At 42.8% G+C, this 19,111-nt stretch carries 21 protein-coding genes; 13 read left to right on the forward strand and 8 right to left on the reverse strand.

Annotated features, from left to right (window positions below):
- The first annotated feature begins 100 nt into the window (after positions 1–100).
- The 8 genes from EP57_RS12210 to mnhG all read left to right on the forward strand — a co-directional run bounded on the left by EP57_RS12210 (position 101) and on the right by mnhG (position 7,659).
- Positions 101–1,309, forward strand: a complete 1,209-nt coding sequence (locus EP57_RS12210; protein ID WP_036087115.1) for a lmo2377 family MFS transporter — start codon at positions 101–103, stop codon at positions 1,307–1,309.
- A gap of 368 nt (positions 1,310–1,677) precedes the next feature.
- Positions 1,678–4,086, forward strand: a complete 2,409-nt coding sequence (locus EP57_RS12215; RefSeq protein WP_036087116.1) for a Na+/H+ antiporter subunit A — start codon at positions 1,678–1,680, stop codon at positions 4,084–4,086.
- Positions 4,073–4,495 (forward strand): Na(+)/H(+) antiporter subunit B, encoded by a 423-nt coding sequence (locus EP57_RS12220; protein ID WP_036087119.1) that lies wholly within the window; start codon positions 4,073–4,075, stop codon positions 4,493–4,495. The genes EP57_RS12215 and EP57_RS12220 overlap by 14 nt, the downstream gene beginning before the upstream one ends.
- Positions 4,496–4,843, forward strand: a complete 348-nt coding sequence (locus tag EP57_RS12225; protein ID WP_036087121.1) for a Na(+)/H(+) antiporter subunit C — start codon at positions 4,496–4,498, stop codon at positions 4,841–4,843.
- Positions 4,833–6,320, forward strand: coding sequence for a Na+/H+ antiporter subunit D (locus EP57_RS12230; protein ID WP_036087123.1), 1,488 nt, complete (start codon positions 4,833–4,835; stop codon positions 6,318–6,320). The genes EP57_RS12225 and EP57_RS12230 overlap by 11 nt, the downstream gene beginning before the upstream one ends.
- 7 nt (positions 6,321–6,327) lie before the next feature.
- Complete coding sequence (locus EP57_RS12235; RefSeq protein WP_036087126.1) at positions 6,328–6,804, forward strand: Na+/H+ antiporter subunit E; 477 nt, start codon at positions 6,328–6,330, stop codon at positions 6,802–6,804.
- Positions 6,804–7,091: a Na(+)/H(+) antiporter subunit F1 gene (locus tag EP57_RS12240; protein ID WP_036087267.1), complete on the forward strand. Its 288-nt coding sequence runs from the start codon at positions 6,804–6,806 to the stop codon at positions 7,089–7,091. The genes EP57_RS12235 and EP57_RS12240 overlap by 1 nt, the downstream gene beginning before the upstream one ends.
- Positions 7,075–7,659: a monovalent cation/H(+) antiporter subunit G gene (mnhG, locus tag EP57_RS12245; protein WP_036087127.1), complete on the forward strand. Its 585-nt coding sequence runs from the start codon at positions 7,075–7,077 to the stop codon at positions 7,657–7,659. The genes EP57_RS12240 and mnhG overlap by 17 nt, the downstream gene beginning before the upstream one ends.
- 49 nt (positions 7,660–7,708) lie before the next feature.
- On the opposite strand, the gene menI is transcribed toward mnhG, so the two are convergent.
- The gene (gene menI, locus EP57_RS12250) at positions 7,709–8,080 is read right to left on the reverse strand and encodes a 1,4-dihydroxy-2-naphthoyl-CoA hydrolase MenI (protein WP_036087128.1); all 372 of its coding nucleotides are present in this window, start codon (positions 8,078–8,080) and stop codon (positions 7,709–7,711) included.
- A gap of 358 nt (positions 8,081–8,438) precedes the next feature.
- Between menI and EP57_RS12255 the strand changes: the two genes are divergently transcribed.
- Together EP57_RS12255 and EP57_RS12260 are read left to right on the forward strand one after the other, a co-directional pair.
- Positions 8,439–8,915: a divergent PAP2 family protein gene (locus EP57_RS12255; protein WP_221630107.1), complete on the forward strand. Its 477-nt coding sequence runs from the start codon at positions 8,439–8,441 to the stop codon at positions 8,913–8,915.
- A 76-nt stretch (positions 8,916–8,991) separates the two neighbouring features.
- Positions 8,992–10,692, forward strand: a complete 1,701-nt coding sequence (locus EP57_RS12260; RefSeq protein WP_036087132.1) for a SpaA isopeptide-forming pilin-related protein — start codon at positions 8,992–8,994, stop codon at positions 10,690–10,692.
- Between the two features lie 56 nt (positions 10,693–10,748).
- Here the strand turns inward: EP57_RS12260 and EP57_RS12265 are convergent, their stop codons facing one another.
- On the reverse strand, positions 10,749–11,963 hold the full coding sequence (locus tag EP57_RS12265) for an NAD(P)/FAD-dependent oxidoreductase (protein ID WP_036087133.1): 1,215 nt from the start codon (positions 11,961–11,963) through the stop codon (positions 10,749–10,751).
- Positions 11,964–12,237: 274 nt separating this feature from the next.
- Between EP57_RS12265 and EP57_RS12270 the strand changes: the two genes are divergently transcribed.
- On the forward strand, positions 12,238–13,233 hold the full coding sequence (locus tag EP57_RS12270) for an NAD(P)/FAD-dependent oxidoreductase (RefSeq protein ID WP_036087135.1): 996 nt from the start codon (positions 12,238–12,240) through the stop codon (positions 13,231–13,233).
- A gap of 184 nt (positions 13,234–13,417) precedes the next feature.
- Here the strand turns inward: EP57_RS12270 and EP57_RS12275 are convergent, their stop codons facing one another.
- Complete coding sequence (locus EP57_RS12275; RefSeq protein ID WP_036087137.1) at positions 13,418–13,651, reverse strand: YuzB family protein; 234 nt, start codon at positions 13,649–13,651, stop codon at positions 13,418–13,420.
- Between the two features lie 18 nt (positions 13,652–13,669).
- The gene (locus EP57_RS12280; protein ID WP_036087138.1) at positions 13,670–13,993 is read right to left on the reverse strand and encodes a YuzD family protein; all 324 of its coding nucleotides are present in this window, start codon (positions 13,991–13,993) and stop codon (positions 13,670–13,672) included.
- Between the two features lie 419 nt (positions 13,994–14,412).
- Between EP57_RS12280 and EP57_RS12285 the strand changes: the two genes are divergently transcribed.
- Both EP57_RS12285 and EP57_RS12290 read left to right on the forward strand, forming a co-directional pair.
- Positions 14,413–14,649, forward strand: coding sequence for a NifU family protein (locus EP57_RS12285; protein WP_036087140.1), 237 nt, complete (start codon positions 14,413–14,415; stop codon positions 14,647–14,649).
- A gap of 66 nt (positions 14,650–14,715) precedes the next feature.
- Positions 14,716–15,216, forward strand: coding sequence for a phosphatidylglycerophosphatase A family protein (locus EP57_RS12290; RefSeq protein WP_036087142.1), 501 nt, complete (start codon positions 14,716–14,718; stop codon positions 15,214–15,216).
- Between the two features lie 22 nt (positions 15,217–15,238).
- Here the strand turns inward: EP57_RS12290 and EP57_RS12295 are convergent, their stop codons facing one another.
- From EP57_RS12295 to EP57_RS12310, 4 genes are read right to left on the reverse strand one after another with little or no spacing between them, the layout of a single operon-like run.
- Positions 15,239–16,546 (reverse strand): hemolysin family protein, encoded by a 1,308-nt coding sequence (locus EP57_RS12295; protein WP_036087145.1) that lies wholly within the window; start codon positions 16,544–16,546, stop codon positions 15,239–15,241.
- Positions 16,547–16,579: 33 nt separating this feature from the next.
- The gene (locus EP57_RS12300) at positions 16,580–17,347 is read right to left on the reverse strand and encodes a TIGR01457 family HAD-type hydrolase (RefSeq protein WP_036087148.1); all 768 of its coding nucleotides are present in this window, start codon (positions 17,345–17,347) and stop codon (positions 16,580–16,582) included.
- A 12-nt stretch (positions 17,348–17,359) separates the two neighbouring features.
- Complete coding sequence (locus EP57_RS12305) at positions 17,360–17,635, reverse strand: YutD family protein (protein ID WP_036087149.1); 276 nt, start codon at positions 17,633–17,635, stop codon at positions 17,360–17,362.
- The gene (locus tag EP57_RS12310) at positions 17,632–19,005 is read right to left on the reverse strand and encodes a bifunctional metallophosphatase/5'-nucleotidase (RefSeq protein WP_036087151.1); all 1,374 of its coding nucleotides are present in this window, start codon (positions 19,003–19,005) and stop codon (positions 17,632–17,634) included. The genes EP57_RS12305 and EP57_RS12310 overlap by 4 nt, the downstream gene beginning before the upstream one ends.
- Positions 19,006–19,111 lie beyond the last annotated feature (106 nt).

The raw sequence follows: 19,111 nt of genomic DNA on the forward strand, positions 1-19,111 counted from the left end.
GTGCCTCCTATTCGTAGAGCGTTTATTTTATTTCTTCTCTTCTTTATTCTATAATGGAATTAGTATTTTGGAAACTATTAAGGAATAGAGATGATTTTTTATGTCAACGAAAAAGAGGAATTTGTATATTTTAATGTTGGCGAATTTGCTGGTTTCGGCTAGTACGACGATGATTATGCCGTTCTTATCGTTGTATATTGAAACCTTTGGTGACTACAGTGAGGCTTATGTGCAACGCTGGGCTGGGTATATTTTTGGGGTGACTTTTTTAGTCGCTTTTATTTTTTCTCCAATTTGGGGACGAATTGGGGATAAGTATGGATTTAAAAAAATCTTGATGTTTACTGCTTTTGGGATGAGTGTGAGTATTTTTCTTATGGGGTATGCTCATTCTGTCACGTATATGTTTGTTTTGCGGATTTTCATGGGGATTGTGACTGGGTTTATCGGGATTTCGAATGCGTTTATTGCGCGTCAAACGGATAAACATGAGGCCGGAAAAGTGCTTGGGACGTTGCAGCTTGGTGGTGTGACTGGGATGTTGTTTGGTCCGCTACTCGGTGGGGCTTTGGCTGATTTCTTCGGGTTCTCGAGTACGTTTATTATTACGGGGATTGCGATTTTTATTGCGGCTCTGATTGTGACGTTTGGTTTGAAGGAAATTCGGCCGGATGTGGATGATAAGAAGAAAATTGTTTATTCGCGTCGGGAAGTGTTGAAACATATTTTTCAATTGCGGGTTTTGATGATGGTGATGATTATTTCGTTGTTGATTCAGGTGGCGAACTTTAGTGTACAGCCGCTTTTGGCGCTTTACGTCGGGGAATTGACGCATACGGATAATGTGGCGCTGCTCTCGGGGCTGGCTTTTTCTGCGGCTGGGTTTGGGAACTTAGTGATGACGCGGAAATGGGGATCGCTTGGGGATAAGTATGGCTATGAGCGAATTTTAAATATTTTGCTGATTTTGGCGGCTTTGTTTGTGTTACCACAGGCGTTTGTGCCGAATTTGTGGCTGTTTATTATTTGCCGATTCTTGTTTGGGATTGCGATTGGCGGGATGGTGCCTTGTACGACGGCATATATTCGGCTGGCTGCTCCTGGGCAAATGCAAGGTGAGATGCTCGGCTATAATCAGAGTGCGCGCTTTCTTGGTAATGTGATTGGGCCAATACTTGGCGGAACGATGGCTGGCTTTGTTGGCATGAGTAATGTGTTTGTGTTTACAAGTTTCATGTTTGTTGTCGCTTTTGTTTTGCTTTGGTTGAGTTTAAAATCGGATCGGAAGCGGCATGTGAATGTGGATTGAGTTGGAAACTTGTATAAAGCTTTGGCTATGTTTTGTCTTGTAAAATGGGGAAAGCATAGACCTGGCTTTATTTTTTTCTCCGTCTTCATATTTTTATTTTTCTTGTTCCTACATATTTATAGAATTTGAAAAACAATTGCTTTTTTACAAAGATGTCAAGATTCTACCCTTTTTTTCGGGTAATTAAGTGTGTTATAATAAAAAATGTGGCAAAACAACGCGTGTTCCATGTCTTTTTAGGCACTTCCACGGGACACAGAATCACACCCTATCTTTATCTTCGGGTTTTTGTGCTAAGCTTCATCGCTCGTATACATAGTGATGTTTCGTCATATGAACACTATTTTTTCATCAAGGAGGGAGAACGTTTGTCATTTCTACACCTCGCCATTTTCTTGCCATTTCTCATGGCTATGTTAATTCCCATTTTTTATCGATGGACTAACCAATTGCATACAGGATGGATTGTACTGCCGATTCCAGTCATTTTATTTATTTATTTTTTGACGTTTATTCCGCAGACAATGCAGGGGGTTGTCACTGAGACGATGCCTTGGATTCCGTCGCTTGGTATTAATTTTACGGTCGTTGTGGATGGACTTAGCTTGCTTTTTGCTTTGTTAATCACAGGGATTGGATCGCTCGTCACGTTTTACTCTATTTTTTATTTAGGTAAAAAGAAGGAGCGTTTAAACAATTTTTATGCATTTCTATTCATTTTCATGACGGCGATGCTTGGAGTTGTGCTTAGTGATAATTTAGTCGTCCTCTATTTGTTCTGGGAGATGACTTCGATTAGCTCGTTCTTATTGATCGGTTACTGGTATCATCGGGAAAGATCGCGTTATGGCGCGCGGAAGTCTTTACTGATTACGGTATTTGGTGGCTTGATGCTACTCGGAGGGATTTTATTACTTCATGTTATTACGGGATCATTCTCGTTGCGTGAAATTATCGGGGAAGCTTCGGTCGTTCAGGCGAGTTCGTTGTTTATTCCGGCGATGATTTTGATTTTACTTGGGGCGTTTACGAAGTCTGCGCAGGTGCCGTTTCATGTTTGGTTGCCGGACGCGATGGAGGCGCCGACGCCAGTTAGTGCGTATTTGCACTCGGCAACGATGGTTAAGGCTGGACTTTATTTGGTTGCTCGGTTTACGCCACTTTTTGCGGTGTCGGGCGTTTGGTTTTGGACGATTTCGTTAGTCGGAATTGTGACGCTATTCTGGGGTTCGATTACGGCGACGAAAAAGCAAGATTTGAAAGCGATTTTGGCTTATTCGACGATTAGTCAGCTCGGAATGATTATGACGCTGCTCGGTGTTGGAGCGGCTGCGCTTCATTTTGATTCGTGGAGTGATGATATTTATATCGGGGCGCTTGTTGCTGCGGTGTTCCATTTGTTTAACCACGCGACGTTTAAAGGAAGTCTGTTTATGATGGTCGGGATTGTCGATCATGAAACGGGTACGCGTGATATTAAGCGGCTTGGTGGTTTGATGCGGATTATGCCGATTACAGCGACGATTGCTTTTATCGGGACGTTCGCGATGGCTGGTTTACCGCCGTTTAATGGTTTTTTGAGTAAGGAAATGTTTTTCCAAAGCATGGTCGATGTGACAACGCTGAACTTGTTTAATGCGGATACTTGGGGCATTTTGCTTCCGGTGATCGCATGGGTTGGTAGTATTTTCACATTTGTGTATAGCATGATTATTTTCTTCAAAACATTTGGTGGTAAATTGAAGCCGCATTTGTTGCCGAAGAAACCGCATGAGGCGCCACTTGGTTTGTTATTGCCACCGCTTATTTTGTCCGCGCTTGTTGTGATTACGGGGCTTTTCCCGAACTTAATTGCAAAACCGCTTCTGGAACCGGCTGTAAAATCGATTATGCCTTCGCTTTATGGCACGGATTATCATGTGCATATTAGTTTCTGGCATGGCTTTACGATGGCGTTACTGATGACGTTTGGTGTTATTATTTTAGGAATTTTGCTTTACAAAACGGCGAATTGGTGGCGACCTTTTATTAAGGAAAAAGTGCCGCGGTTCTTCCAATGGGGCAAGGCGTATGATAATAGCATGTATTATATGGAGCAAGGGTCATATCGTTTTACGTTGTGGATTATGACGGGGTGGCTTCGAACGTATTTGAATTACATGTTGATGGCCTTCATTATTTTGATGTTAGGGACGATTTTTGCGACGGATGCGCTTAATTTTGATATTTCGACGATTTCGCGTGTAACGATGATGGATTATGTGTTGGCGCTTGTTATTGTGGTGACGCTGGTCGGTGTCGTGTTCTCGAAATCACGGATTACCTCGATTATTTTACTTGGGGCAATGGGATATACGATTAGTATCTTCTTTATTGTTGCTCGGGCGCCGGATCTTGCGTTAACGCAACTCGTGATTGAAACGATTTCGGTTGTGCTTTACTTGCTGGTCTTCTACCACTTGCCGCAGTTTAGTAATATCGAGGAAAAACCAAAATGGCTTTCTGTGAAAACATTGATTAGTTTCGGCGTTGGTCTTGTTGTCTTCTTGATTTCATTATCGGCGTACGATACAACGTTTTATGATTCGATTTCGCAATACTATATTGACAATACGTATACAAAAGCGGCTGGAAAAAACATTGTGAACGTTATTCTTGTTGATTTCCGTGGCTTTGATACGCTGTTTGAAACGGTAGTTTTGGCGGTTGCATCGATTGGTATTTTTGGAATGATAAAATTACGATTGGCGAGGAGGGAAAAAAATGAAAACAAATGACGTATTGCTGCGTAATGTCACGAAGGTTGTTGTCTTTATTATTTTCCTGTTTTCGTTGCATTTGTTCTTAGCGGGGCATTATAATCCTGGCGGCGGATTCGTTGCTGGACTGACTTCTGCTGGGGCGATTACGCTGACGCTGATTGCTTATGATACGCAGACCGTTAAGAGTATGTTGAATATTAATACGATCATGATGACGGGCGTTGGCTTATTGTTTGCGCTTGGAACAGGCATGATTGGGGTTATTACTGGCGATCCATTTTTGACGCATAAATTTGGGCATGTGGATTTGCCGATTATTGGGGATACTGCGCTACACACGGCGACTATTTTTGACTTGGGTGTTTATTTAGTTGTTGTTGGTGTGACGTTAACGATAATTCAGACGATTGGGGAGAGTGACTAGATGGAACTATTGATGTCGATTTTAATTGGGCTCATGTTTATGGCAGCCACCTACCTCATTCTTTCCAAAAGTTTATTGCGAATTATTCTTGGAACGGCGGTTTTAAGCCATGGTGTGAACTTGCTTATCTTGACGATGGGCGGATTGAAAAAAGGAAAGGCTCCCCTGCTTGATACGCCGGGGCTCCCAGCTTATAATGATCCATTGCCGCAAGCGTTGATTTTGACGGCGATCGTTATTAGTTTTGGTGTGACGGCCTTTTTCCTTGTACTTGCTTACCGGGCTTATCAGGAGCTTGATAGTGAGAGCGTTTCTAAGACAAGGGGGCATGAATCGGATGATGAGTAACCTTGTTTTAATGCCGATTTTAATTCCTGCTTTTGGCGCGGTATTCTTGTTGTTATTTCCGCGAAAAGTGATGATTCAGCGAACGATTGCTGTTATTACGAGCATTGTGTTAATTTTGGCGAATATTTATCTTGTTTATTACATCTATCAACACGGGATTTTGGTCGTAACGCTTGGTAATTGGCCAGCGCCGTTCGGGATTTCGATTGTCGGCGATATGTTGGCGATTTTGCTAGTAACGACGACGAGTTTGATTTTGCTTAGTGTGTTGTTATATTCGTTTTATTCGATTGGAAAACCGCGTGAGCGATTTTTATACTATCCAGCTGTCTTATTCTTGATTGTTGGTGTGAACGGGTCTTTCTTGACGGGTGATATTTTCAACTTGTTCGTATTCTTTGAAGTGATGTTGATGGCGTCTTATGTCTTGCTCGTTCTTGGTGGGACGAAGGTGCAGTTAAAAGCCACGGTGAAATATTTACTTATCAATGTGGTCGGTTCGGCGTTTCTCGTTATGTCGATTGCCCTGCTTTATTCCATGGTTGGGACGCTTAACATGGCTGATATTTCGCAAAAAATCGCGACAATTGAGGGTGGCAACACAGGGATGATTACGGTTGTGGCGGTACTTTTCTTGTTTGTCTTTGGGTTAAAGGCTGGGATTTTCCCGCTTTACTTCTGGCTTCCTGGATCGTATTATGCGCCGCCAATTCCGGTTCTTGCTCTGTTCGGTGGCTTGCTTACGAAAGTCGGTGTGTACGCGCTAATTCGAGTGTATACGTTGTTCTTTTATAACGAGACCGATTTTGCCTTACCGCTCTTGTCCACGCTTGCTTTAATTACGATTGTGCTTGGCGTGATTGGTGCGATTAGTTACAACGATATGAAAACAATTATGATTTATAATATTTTGATTGCAGTTGGCGTGATTTTGTTCAGCGTTTCGTTGATGACACGCGAGGCAATGACTGGCGCAATTTTTTACTTGATTCACGATATGCTTATCAAAGGGACACTTTTCCTAACAATTGGCGTTATCATTGCGATTACCGGTTACTCTAGCATTCAAAAATTCAGCGGGCTCATGAGTGTGAAACCGTCGCTCGGCTGGACGTTCTTTATTGGGGCGCTTGGTCTTGCCGGAATTCCACCACTCAGCGGCTTTATTGGAAAACTGCTTATCATTGAAGGTTCTTTTGGGGCAAAACATTATGTTGGCGGCATTGTCGTTCTTATTTCCAGCCTGTTTGTCCTCCTGTCGATGATTAAGATTTTCTCTAAAGGCTTCTGGGGCGAGAAAAAAGGAACATTTAAACTCGATATTCCGTATCGCAAAATGATGTTTCCCGTCTTGCTTTTACTTGTTATTTCAGTTGGTTATGGTATTTTTTCAGAGGCGATGTATCCACTAATCGATAAAGCAGTCGATCCGTTAGTTGATCCGTCGATCTATATTCAAGCGGTACTGGGGGAGTGATGCAAAAATGGCGTTTCAGTTAATTATTAATATTATTCTTGCCTGTTTGTGGATGTTCCTACAGTCCTCATTTACGATGGGAACGTTCATCCTTGGCTTTATTATCGGGATTTTCTTGTTGTTCTTTATGCGTCGTTTCCTTGGGTCTCGCTTTTATATTTGGCGGATTTTGGCGCTCGTGAAGCTGTTGTTTAACTTCTTTAAGGATTTAATTATTTCCACAGTGATGGTAGCGCGAATCGTTTTGAAAAAGGACATGAATATTAGACCTGGTATTTTTCGATATGAAACAACGCTTGAGACCGATTGGGAAGTAACGATGTTGGCGATTTTAATTACGCTGACTCCGGGGACGCTTTCGATTGATATCTCGGATGATTATAAAGCCATTTACGTGCATTCGCTTCACGTTCCTAATATTGAAGAAGAAATCGCGACCATTCGGAAATCTTATGAAGGCGCGATTATGGAGGTGTTCCATTGATTATTTTACCGATTGTGCTCTCCATTGGCTTGCTTTTGTATTCGATTTCGATATTCTTGTATTTGTACCGGATTTTAAAAGGACCTACGACTTCGGATAAAGTAGTGGCGCTGGATTCGATTGGGATGAATCTCGTTGCTATCGTTGCCCTACTTTCGATGTTACTCGATACAAGTGCGTATTTAGATGTTATTTTGTTAATCGCGTTACTTGCTTTTATCGGCACGGTTTCCTTTGCTAAATTTATTGAGAAAGGGAAGGTGATTGAGCGTGAGCGTGACAATTGAGATTATTATTTCTGTGATGATTTTGCTCGGCGCCTCCCTTAGTATTTTGGCGGCAATCGGCGTTATCCGTTTACCAGACGTCTATACACGAACGCATGCGGCGGGGATTAGTAACACATTTGGCGTCAGCTTGTTGCTTTTTGCGACAGTTGGGTATTTCTTTCATACTGGTCAAGGCTTTAACGCTCGTGTGTTACTAGCGATTCTGTTCATTTATTTGACCACACCAATCGCCTCCCACCTTATCAACCGTGCGGCATACGACACTGGTGTACCACTTGCCATCCGCATTCGTGACCAACTCCGCTCCGTGAAAAAAGACGACATTAAAAAGCGTAAAAACTTGATTATCAAACAAGAGCAGTTGGAGCGCGCGCGTCAAGAACGAGAAGAATTGGAAGACCAACTAGATTGGGAATTGCGCGATGAGCGCATCGAAGAACGCGAAGTTGCCGAAGACGTAGCGCGCGAAAGAGAAGAAACACGCATCGAACAAGAATCCGACGACTCCGAAAATGAAATTATTGAGTTAGACGAAGAGAACGATTCAGATAAAAAAGAAGACTAACAAAAAATGCCATGCCCCTTCAAATTTTTAGGGAACATGGCATTTCTTTTTATCTCATTTTTTTAACAGCCATCGTACAGCGACTAACACAAACCAGCTTGCCGCTCTCCTCACTACGAATCTCGACCTGCCAAACCTGCGTTGACCTCCCGATATGAACTGGCGTAGCCTCTGCGCGCACATAGCCATCCCGTACCGACGAAATATGGTTCGCATTAATCTCAAGCCCAAAAACAATTTCCCCGTCCTGAACGTGCTCTGACGCCCCAATACTCGCCGCCTGTTCCGCAAGTGCCACCGAAGCCCCCCCATGCAAAAAACCAAACGGCTGCCTCGTCTTCTCACCCACCGGCATCCTCACACAAGCCCCCTGCGTCCCAACCTCAACCAACTCCATCTCCAAAAAATCCCCCAAACTCATCCGAACACTCCCTCTCAATCTTGTCTCTCTATTATATCCGAAACCCAAAGCTATTTCGAACCTTAGTAATAATGTTTTATGTTTATGTTTATGTTTATGTTTTGTCTTTTATGTTTTGTCTCTTTTCTTTCCCGTGTAAGACGTACACTCGGCTTCACACAAATCGAGCGAAAGCGTTTGCAATTCGCTAGTTTTGGGAAACCCGGAAGCGGAGCATACTTGCGTATGTGAGAACCGGAAGTTCCCAAAACTAGCGCATTGCGAGCGCTTGCCGCCGATTTACCCCCGCATAGGTTTCTATCCCTCTTTATTGTGGTACAATATTAGTACTACTGTTTGTTAGAAAGAGGAGATTGCCATGTTTATCAATGTACCGTTAATTGCTTCGCTGATTGCCATTTTTTTCGCGCAATTTGTCAAAGTTCCTATTCATTTACTTATTTACCGGAAACTACAGTGGGGACTTATGTTTTCAACAGGAGGTATGCCTAGTTCGCATTCAGCTGCTGTAACGGCGCTGATGACGACGCTTGCGATTACGTATGGTATTGATTCTCCTTATTTTGCGATTTCTGTAGTGTTTGGGATTATCGTGATGTTCGATGCGACTGGTGTTAGACGCCAAGCCGGTGAACAAGCTATTGTTTTGAACCAGCTGGCACGCGATTTTCATGAATTCGTGGAACATGCGAAAGGTTTAACTGATCCGGAACAGTCTGAGAAACAAAAGCATTTGAAAGAGATGCTTGGCCATAAACCAATGGAAGTTTTCTTTGGGGCTTTAACTGGGATTGCGATCGGATTTTTAGTAGATTACTTATTTGGATTATTATAAAGACAGCTAAGGATGACTTAATCACGCACGACGATGAGGTCATCTTTTTGTTTTCTAGAAAAAGGGGGTTACACAAATGAAGCAACGCTGGATAGTAGGTTTATTTTTTCTGCTTCTTCTTATGTTAGCAGGCGGTTTGAAAGCTGATGCTACGGGAAACTGGGAATTTTCTTGGATGATTAAAAATGCTGATTTTGAAAATGTAAATATTGCGGAGTATGGGAGAAATGCTGGGCAACCGAATGTTTGGTATGTCAATCAGGACGGGGTTGAAGCTTGGGCAACGTCGAATCCTTCTGGAAATATTGAGGTTTGGCAAAACGGTAATGGAGAGCATGTTCCTGCTTTTTCGGGCACTAATTTTATTGAATTAAATTCAGATGGACCAGGTCCTGTTTATCAAGATATTAAAACGGTTCCTGGTTCGACACTCAAATGGAGTTTTGCGCATCGGGGGCGTAATGGATCAGATGTTGCTGAGCTTTTAATCGGAGCGCCAGATAACCCGCTTCCTATCGTCACAGCAGAAGATGGTACGGTTTGGAATACGTATTCTGGTACTTATGTTGTGCCCGCTGGCCAAACGATGACGCGACTGACTTTTAATCCTGTTTCAACATCTCATGGTAATTTGACGATTGGTAATTTTTTAGATGATGTGAATTTGTATATTGATGTCGCTGGTGCGCAATTGGGCGACTATGTTTGGTATGACACGAATGGCGATGGGATTCAAAATGATGGCGAACCGCCTGCAGCGAACGTTCAAGTCGAACTATATACAAAAAATAATGTTTTAGTGAAAACGGAAACCACGAATGATATTGGCGCCTACTTGTTTACTGGGCTTTTGGCTGGTGAGTATCACGTGAAGTTCATCAATCCCGACCCGAGCCGTTATACTTTTACAAAGCAAAAAGTGGGCGATGAAAACACCGATTCTGATCCTGATAAAAATGGTAATGCAACGGCGAATTTAGCATCCATTCGTGATTTTAATGCTACGATTGACGCTGGCCTGACAACAATTGGTTCCGTCATCATCCATAAAGTCGATCAAGATAAGAAGTTAGCTGACGCCAAGTTTGCTGTACAAGATAGTGCCGGCACAACCGTCGCGTCCGGCACAACAAATGAAGATGGTACCGTCCAAATCGATGGCCTTACTCCCGGCAACTATTCCATCCAAGAAACAGCGGCACCAACAGGCTACGAGCTATCACAAGCCCGCACGCCATTCACTATCACCTACGGCCAAACCGCCCCTGTAGAACTCACCGTCACGAACCAATTAAAAACAGGCACGCTAATCATTCATAAAACAAATACGAAAAACCAAGACTTGGAGAATGCCACATTCGAAGTTTTTGATGAAAAGAATCAATCTATCGCAAAAATAGTGACGAATAAAAGCGGGACGGCAACTTTAAATGGCTTGCTACCTGGTTCCTATTATGTAAAAGAACGCGAAGCTCCTGATGGCTATCAACTGAAATCAGACAGCATCCCGTTTACGATCCCATTTAATCCGACAACACCCGTGACGTTAACGGTTCAAAACACTGTGGTACCAGCAAATAATCCAGTCACGCCTGATAAACCACAACCTAAACCAGCAACACCCGTCATCGTCACACCAACGATAACACCTGTAACCGTGACGCCAAACACCACAGCTGACAAACTTCCCGAAACCGGAGACCGCTCAGCAGATGTAGCACAACTTCTCGGCCTAGCCTTATTAGCAACGAGCCTCCTCCTAACACGCCGAAAATAGAAAAAAGCCTAGAGCGCAATGTTTAAAAAACACTGTTCTCTAGGCTTTTCTAATACTTATTTATAGAATTTAAATTTACCTTTATTCATCATAACGCCAGTTCCACCAATTTGGAATAACGCGCGATCATCAATAACTTTTTTCATAACAGATGCTGGATAGCCTTTTAAGCTACGGCCCATAACAACACCAATCGCGTCATTATCGCCAATCGAGCAAACTGTTCCTTTTTCGTGGTATACGAATGGTGCTAATTCGCCTGTAATACCTTTAGCCAATTTCGCTAAGTTCGCTGCTGCAATATCTGCTTGTTGCATTGCGATTTGTGCAGTTGGCGGGTACGGACGATCGTTCTCAGGGTTAATCATTAATGAACAATCCCCGATAATCAAAATTTCTTCATTGCCTGGAACCGTCAAATCATCGTTTACTTTCACGCGACCACGGCCAGCTTCGAATCCAGATGCTTCAATAACGCTATTTCCGCGTACACCAGCGGCCCAAATAACTGTCGCTGCTTTGATTTCTACATCTTCTGTTTCACTTTTCGCATATTTAATACCTGCAGCTGTAGCTTCCTTCACTGGCGTACCAACATGGAATTCTACACCACGGTCTTCTAAAACGCCTACGCCATAGTCAACAAGTTTTGCATCGAATTGTGGCAACACTTTTGGTGAAGCTTCCATACAAACTATGCGGACTTTTTCACGAGGTACGTCATATTTCTTCACAAGTTCTGGAATACGGTTCGTCAGTTCCCCTAAAAACTCAATGCCAGTAAATCCGGCACCACCAACAACGATTGTTAATAACTCATCGCGTTGCTCCGTTTTCCATTTCGCAAAACTACCTTCAATTTGAGCACGAATTCGTTTAACAGAATCAATGCTTGTAATCGTATACGCGTATTCTTTCAAACCGCTAATACCGAATGTTTCTGCTTCTGATCCAAGTGCAATCAGTAAAAAGTCGTATGAAATATCCCCTTTGCCAGTAAGTGTTACTGTCTTGTCATCTTTATTGATTTTCTTGACAGTATCTTGGATGAAAGTTGTTTTCGTTGGGTTAACTACTTTTGCGATAGGATACATTAGTTTATCTGCGTCTAATGTTCCTGCTGCAGCTTCATGTAACCACGTTGTTTCATGATGATAATCATTTTTGTTCACCAATACTAAATCTGCTTCTACATTCAGTTGTTGCAATTTACGCAACGTCTTCAAGCCACCATACCCAGCTCCTAGAATGACGATCTTTGGCTTACTCATCTTGTATCACATCCACTTTCCCATTGTATTTTTCTCACAAGAAACCGCACTAGGAATCCTCCTAATGGCAATTATGTAGATTGCGCTTAAACATCTACGTTCATTTGAGAGACACAAAGCCCTCACACTATATCATAGCCGTTTCATCCCATTTTTTCAAGAGAAGAAGCTCACAATAAACAGAAAGCCGTTGCCATATTGTTTTTATGTGATTTATGGTAGAATAGTTTTGTTGTCAAAAAACTGAAAGAACAGTATCCAAGGAGGTTTTTTTGTGGACGATCAAACAAAGATTTATGATATAACGATTATCGGGGGCGGGCCAGCCGGTCTATTCGCCGCTTTTTATGCAGGAATGCGCAAGGCCAATGTCAAAATTATCGAGAGCCTGCCTCAACTCGGCGGTCAACTTTCGACGCTTTATCCTGAGAAATATATTTACGACATCCCAGGATTCCCAAAAGTACGCGCACAAGAACTAGTAAACAACTTAATCGCGCAAATGAAGCCTTTTGAGCCAACCGTTTGCCTAGAAGAAGCTGTAGCAAGCGTGGAAAAACAAGCAGATGGCACATTCGAAATTAGCACAAATCAAGACACGCATTACAGTAAAGCCATCATCATCACTGCAGGAAATGGCGCTTTCCAACCACGTCGCCTAGAACTTGACGATGCACTACAATACGAAGGCAAAAACTTGCATTATTTCATCAACGACCTAAACCGCTTCTCAGGCCGTCGCGTTGCCGTCTGTGGTGGGGGCGATTCCGCAGTAGATTGGGCGTTAATGCTAGAACCAATCGCTAAAGAAGTCACTATCATTCACCGCCGCAACGCCTTCCGCGCCCATGAGCATAGCGTAGAGAAACTGGAGAACTCTTCCATCACTGTCAAAACACCGTTCATTCCTACAGACATCATCGGTGATTCAGAACAAATGACGCAAATTGTTTTAGAGGAAGTAAAAGGAGACCGTAAAGAAGTACTGGAAATTGATGATTTCATCGTTAATTATGGCTTCGTGTCTTCTCTTGGTCCGATTAAAGAATGGGGCTTAGACATCGAGCGTAACTCCATCGTTGTTAACTCCAAAATGGAAACCAACATACCTGGCATCTATTCTGCTGGCGACGTTTGCACCTACGATGGCAAAGTAAAACTAATCGCAACTGGTTTCGGCGAAGCTCCAACCGCAGTGAACAACGCGATGAACTATATCGATCCAAAATCCAGAGTACAACCGATGCATTCTAGTTCAATGTTTGACTAAACACAAGAAAAGGCTAGAACATTTGAGAATTTTAGATTCCCTTATGTTCTAGCCTTTCTTCTATTTAAAATTCGATCGCTGATTCTATATATAGCATAGATCAATTAATTCTTCCAATGGATTACATCTTTTCCTCGCTCTGGTGCATGTTGAAACTCTAAAATAGCATGCGCGCGCTCACCAATCAAAAAGGATTCTCTTCCAAAAACCGATAAACATTCTCCACCAACTCATCCACCGTTGCCCCGCGCACAACCTCGCCATCCACTAACGCAAACATCGACGTCGCGCACAAGTCACAATAAGTCAAACAATCATATTCAATCACGTCCAATTTTGGATCCGCATTTAAACGATTAAAAGCCTCCTCAGAACCAGACGCAATATTATTTACACAAAACTCCACAATAGGATTCATTTTGCCCTCCTACTTCCATTACACCGCCTGATAACCGCGATCTTTCATCATCGCATAAATATCTTTTAAACGCGGATTTCCTTCTGCAATGACTTCACCATCAATAACAATAACCGGATACATATAGTCCTCTTCCACAATCATATCCGCAATTTTTTTCAATTCTGTTTCTTCTTGTGGCGCAAAAATATCCACATACTCCACTTGAAATGGCTGGTCAGGGAATTTACGTCCAATTGCCGCACGGAGCCACTCCTCGGTTTCTTTAGAAGACGGCGCTCCAACACAGCTCGCACAAATATTAGTTGATCCATATACAAAAATCTTTGCTTCCTTTTCCATCGCTCGCTCACCTCTTCTTTATTCTACAAAAAACAAGCCGTAAAAGCGAGTAAACCGGTTTCTTAATTGAATTATAAAACTATTTAGATATGTAATTCTTGACAGGCAATTCCGTCTATATTATACTTATCTATGGTTACTTTAATGCGTTTAAGTGATGCATTAATACACCAAGAATTCGTTTGTTGCCGTGCTTAATCCACACGGTTAACATAATAGTAACACTCCCTTTTTAGTCAGATTTACCCGTCTGACAGTATACTTGCCCCATTCCTTTCTGAGCCTTAGGAATGGGGCTTTGTTTTGTGCGCCATTATTTTGCTTTTTTCGTAATCACTATCATTTTCTTTTTCTCGAGATGCTGTTATAATAGGGGTTATAAGTGAGAATGATTCACAGTTAGGAAGGAGTCGAATGCCATGAATAGCGAGATGTATGCGGAAGTGGATACTGCTCTTAAGAAGTTTCGACCATATTTAGAACGAGATGGCGGCGACTATGAACTGGTCGATGTCACGCCCGATGGTGTTGTAAAAATTCGATTATTAGGGGCTTGTGAAACCTGCCCAAGTTCAGATATGACGTTAAAAATGGGAATCGAACTTACTTTATCAGAGAAAGTTTTAGGTTTCAAAGAAGTAGTACAAGTATTTTAAAAATCGCGGTACGGTGAACAATAGGCTTCATCTGCCGTTTTTTTGTTGGATTAGGAGGAATGGAGAATGGTTGAAAAACAAAGTGAATTAGAGAAAAAGGCGCGCGAATGGTTGATTGAACGCGGTGTCACGATTGATGACATTGCGGACTTAGTGCTGTTTTTACAAAAGCAATATCATTCTGAATTGAGTCTTGATATTTGTCGGGAGAACGTGGAGCGTGTATTGCGTAAACGCGAGGTGCAAAATGCGATTTTGACGGGGATTCAGTTGGATGTGTTAGCCGAAGAAGGAAAATTAGTGCAACCGTTACAAAACATTATTGGCGCAGACGAGGGGCTATATGGCGTTGATGAAATTTTGGCGCTTTCGATTGTAAACGTGTACGGTTCTATCGGATTTACGAATTATGGTTATATTGATAAAGTGAAACCCGGCATTCTGGCTAAGTTGAACGAGCATGACGGCATACAAGTGCATACATTTCTTGATGATATCGTTGGGGCTATTGCCGCAGCAGCTGCCAGTCGTTTAGCACATAGTTACCACGATGATATTGTCCAATAATACGAAAACATCGCTCCCATGATTACGGTTGCGATGTTTCTTTTGTATGTTGACGTATAATTTCCACTTGGCGAATCGAATTCTTATTCATGCTACGAACCACAAAACGCCAATTCTCCTCTTCCAAATAATCGCCTGCCTCAAGGTTGAATTTTTGATAAAGAAGCCAGCCGGAAAGCGTGTGGACGCCTGGACTGCTTAGTTCAATGCCAAGCGCTTCCTCTACAGAAACGAGCGGTTCATGACCCTGCACAATAAAATGCCCGTCAGCGACCTTACGAATCCCTTGTGCCCCGTTCACCTCTTCCATATCCCCGACAATGACTTCCATCACATCTTCCAGCGTCACAAGCCCCGAAGTGCCACCATATTCGTCCATTAAAATAACAAAAGTCTGCCCTTCCTGCTGCATTCTAAAAAGCAACTCCTGCAATTTCATCCCTTCAAAAACTTGCATAATCGGCGTCATAAATTTCTCTATCGGCTGATCTAAAATCGCTAAATCGCGTCCTAGCCCCGCCATCACCGCACTAACTTGAAGCATCCCAACGATATGATCCTTATCGCGCTCTTCCGTCACTGGAAAAATATGATACGTCTCATCGGCCGTCAATGCCAGTAAATCCTGCACTGTGCTAGCCTTACTAATCGTCACCATCTTCGTTCGTGGAATCATCACTTCCTGCGCTGGAACATCGTCTAATTTGAAAATATTCTGCATATAGCGAAACTCTTGCGGATTTAGCAGACCTTGACGGTAACTATCTTCAAATATAATTTTGAGTTCCGTTGGCGTCATCCGGTCCAAGTCCGCGTCCGACTTCACACCAAACATCCGCGTAATCAAGTTCGCCGAATGATTGAGCAACCAATTAAGCGGAAAAGTTATGTAATACCACCAAACAAGTGGTCGCGCAATAAACATCGCTACTTTTTCCGTGCTATGAATCGTAAATGTCTTCGGAGCAAGCTCTCCCAGTACCACATTCAAAAACGTGACCAAAATAAAGGCAACAAAAACCGCAATCGGTCCTTCAATTGATGCAGGAATCGGTAACAAATCAAATAAAGGCTGTAACCAACTCCGCATCGTCGCCTCGCCGACCCACCCCATGGCAAGTGCCGCGAGCGTGTTTCCGAGTTGGCACGCCGCCAAATAATCATTCATATTTGATGTTACTTGCGCCACATACTTGGCACCAGGTTTCCCGCTCTCCAGTAGCTGCAATACAGTAGGTTTCCGAATGGCCACAATCGCAAATTCACTCGCCACAAAAAACGCCGTCATGACAATCAAAAAAACAACAAAAAAATCATTAAATACAGCCATCTACGTCATCCCTTCCCACTCACAGCCACTGCTTTATAATTCCCATTCCGCCAAATTCATCACACGGTGTATCGGTTGAATTTCCTTCGTTGCCAATTGTTCCGGAGAAGTAAAACCAGTATGCACAATCAGCGTATCGATACCAAAACGAATCCCCGCTAAAATATCCGTCTCATAATTATCGCCAACCATAATCACTCGCGATTTATCCACGCCTAAACGCACAATTGCCTGCTCCATAATTATCGCTTCTGGCTTTCCAATAAAAATCGGTTGCACACCCGTAGCCACCGTCACAACAGACGTAATCGAGCCATTTCCAGGTAACAAACCACGCTCCGTCGGAATTGCCGCATCCCCATTTGTCGAAATAAACATCGCGCCCGCACGAACAGCCATCGTCGCCGTCGCTAGCTTCTCATAGTTAATATCGCGATCAATTCCCATCACGACAAAATCCGGATTTTCAGAAGTAATCGTGAATCCCGCTTTTTCAATCTCGTGCCGCACACCTTCCTCGCCAATAAGAAATACCGTTTTATCGCGCCCCTCTTGTTTCTCCATGAAAGCTACTGTCGCTTGCGATGTTGTAAACACTTGGTTCGTCGTCGCAGGAATATCGAATTTCCGCAAGGTTGCCGCCACTTGTTCTGGCGTCTTCGAAGAATTATTCGTCACATATAAATACGGAATATGCGCCTGATCCAATTTCTCAATAAAGCCCTGCGCCTCTTTAATCGGCTCACTTCCAAGATACATCGTTCCATCTAAATCAATCAAATAGCCATCATATTTCAAAATCCTAACCTCTTTCTATTTCGCTACTTTTTTAATCACAAAATACTTACAACCAAAATTGCAATACTCATACAAGTATTCCTTTAACGTACTGATTTTCGTGTCGTATGTGGCCTTGCGATTATCATCATCAAAAAAACCTTTTAATCGAAGCTGGTCGTAGCCCCAATCGCCCACAATATAATCATAACGCGACAAAATATCGCTATACCGTTCTGTAAAAGCCTCCTCATCAAAAGCTTCACGGTTGTCTTCAATTAATTCGTATGTCTGGTTTTGAATCGTAATCATTGGTCTTGCCCCCCACCATATTTTTCTTTTAACTTCCAAGTCATCACATCACGCAATAACTCTGGCGTGTATACTTCCTTTTGCGTTACCCGTTTTATAATTGGGAAAAACGGTGCATACACAAACGTATCATGTGTCGCGATCCGATAAATTTTCTCAGGATTAATCGCCTTTTCATCCCACAAAGCGATGTCATTATCCGCATCAAAAGACATCCTAGACGTTAAAATAGCGCCAAAAATCTCCCCGCGGAAACCAAATCCCCGTAATGGAATATCTCGTAACTCTGCCTCTTTCTGCGCAATTTCGCGAATCAGAACATCCAGCTCAATCCCCGTCATCGACAACACAATAAAATTAAGCGGATGCGGCAACAACTGGTGAATATCATACGCCGTCACAACACCGCGTGGCAAATCCGTCATATAAATTCCTGCATTCGTCAAAAAAGTATCAGCTTTCGTCCACTCACAAGCCGCCTCGTGAAACAAATCCGAAACCGCAGAACGTTTAAACCAATTATGCTCTAATTGATGCGGAAGTGCAACCACTTTTTGACTAAGTTCGGCCTTGCCTTGCGCTAAAAAGGCTTCTACTTGATCCTCCTCATTTGGAGGCGCCGGTAAATCCTCTGTTTTATACACACGCGCCTGTTTTGCCGTAATATGTCCCGTATTTTCATCAAATTCGACCGTCACTTCGCCAACATACTCACCCCAACGCCCAGCCGCTGCAAGCAACGTATTATTCACGACTTTGCCTTCTTCCAATAAATGATGCGTATGCCCGCCAAGAATCAAATCAATTTCTGGGATTTCCTCGGCTATTTTTTCGTCCGTAGGCAAGCCCAGATGACTTAGCAAAATAATCACATCCGCCGAAATCTTCGCAACTTCCCGTTTTATCGCACGAATTGGTTCTTCAATTCCCCAACCAAGCGCTTCATAATATTCTGTAAAACACGCCGTAGCGCCGATCACTGCAATTTTTTTATTAGCTTTCGTTATATAAATCGAGGACTTCGCGAACTTTGCTAGCTCTGTTTGCGCCTTATCTTCGTAAATATTACAACAAACAACCGGAAACTCTGCGCGGTCATACAAATGCTCTAACTCCTCATGCCCTAACGCCGCCCCCTCATTATTCCCAATCGTCACCGCATCAAAAGGAAGCGCATTGAGCAAATCCACATTTCCTTGCCCCATCGAACCTTCCGTAAAAGGATGTACCCGATCAATAAAATCACCAATATCAAAAAATAAATCATCTTTTGCCGCCAATCGCTTTTCCCGTAAAAATGTAAAAATCCGCGGCCATTTATCGAGATGGCTATGAATATCGTTCGTATGCCAAATTGTTAAGCGTTCCATGGTAACATCCCCTTCCTTTGTCTTCTTCTATTGTAGCCTAATCCGTGCATTTTGACACGTAACAAAGCTGGGATTTGTCCACTGTTTACCTTTTCAACAACTAAAA

The sequence above is a fragment of the Listeria booriae genome, assembly GCF_000766865.1.
In the GTDB taxonomy this organism is placed as follows: domain Bacteria; phylum Bacillota; class Bacilli; order Lactobacillales; family Listeriaceae; genus Listeria_A; species Listeria_A booriae.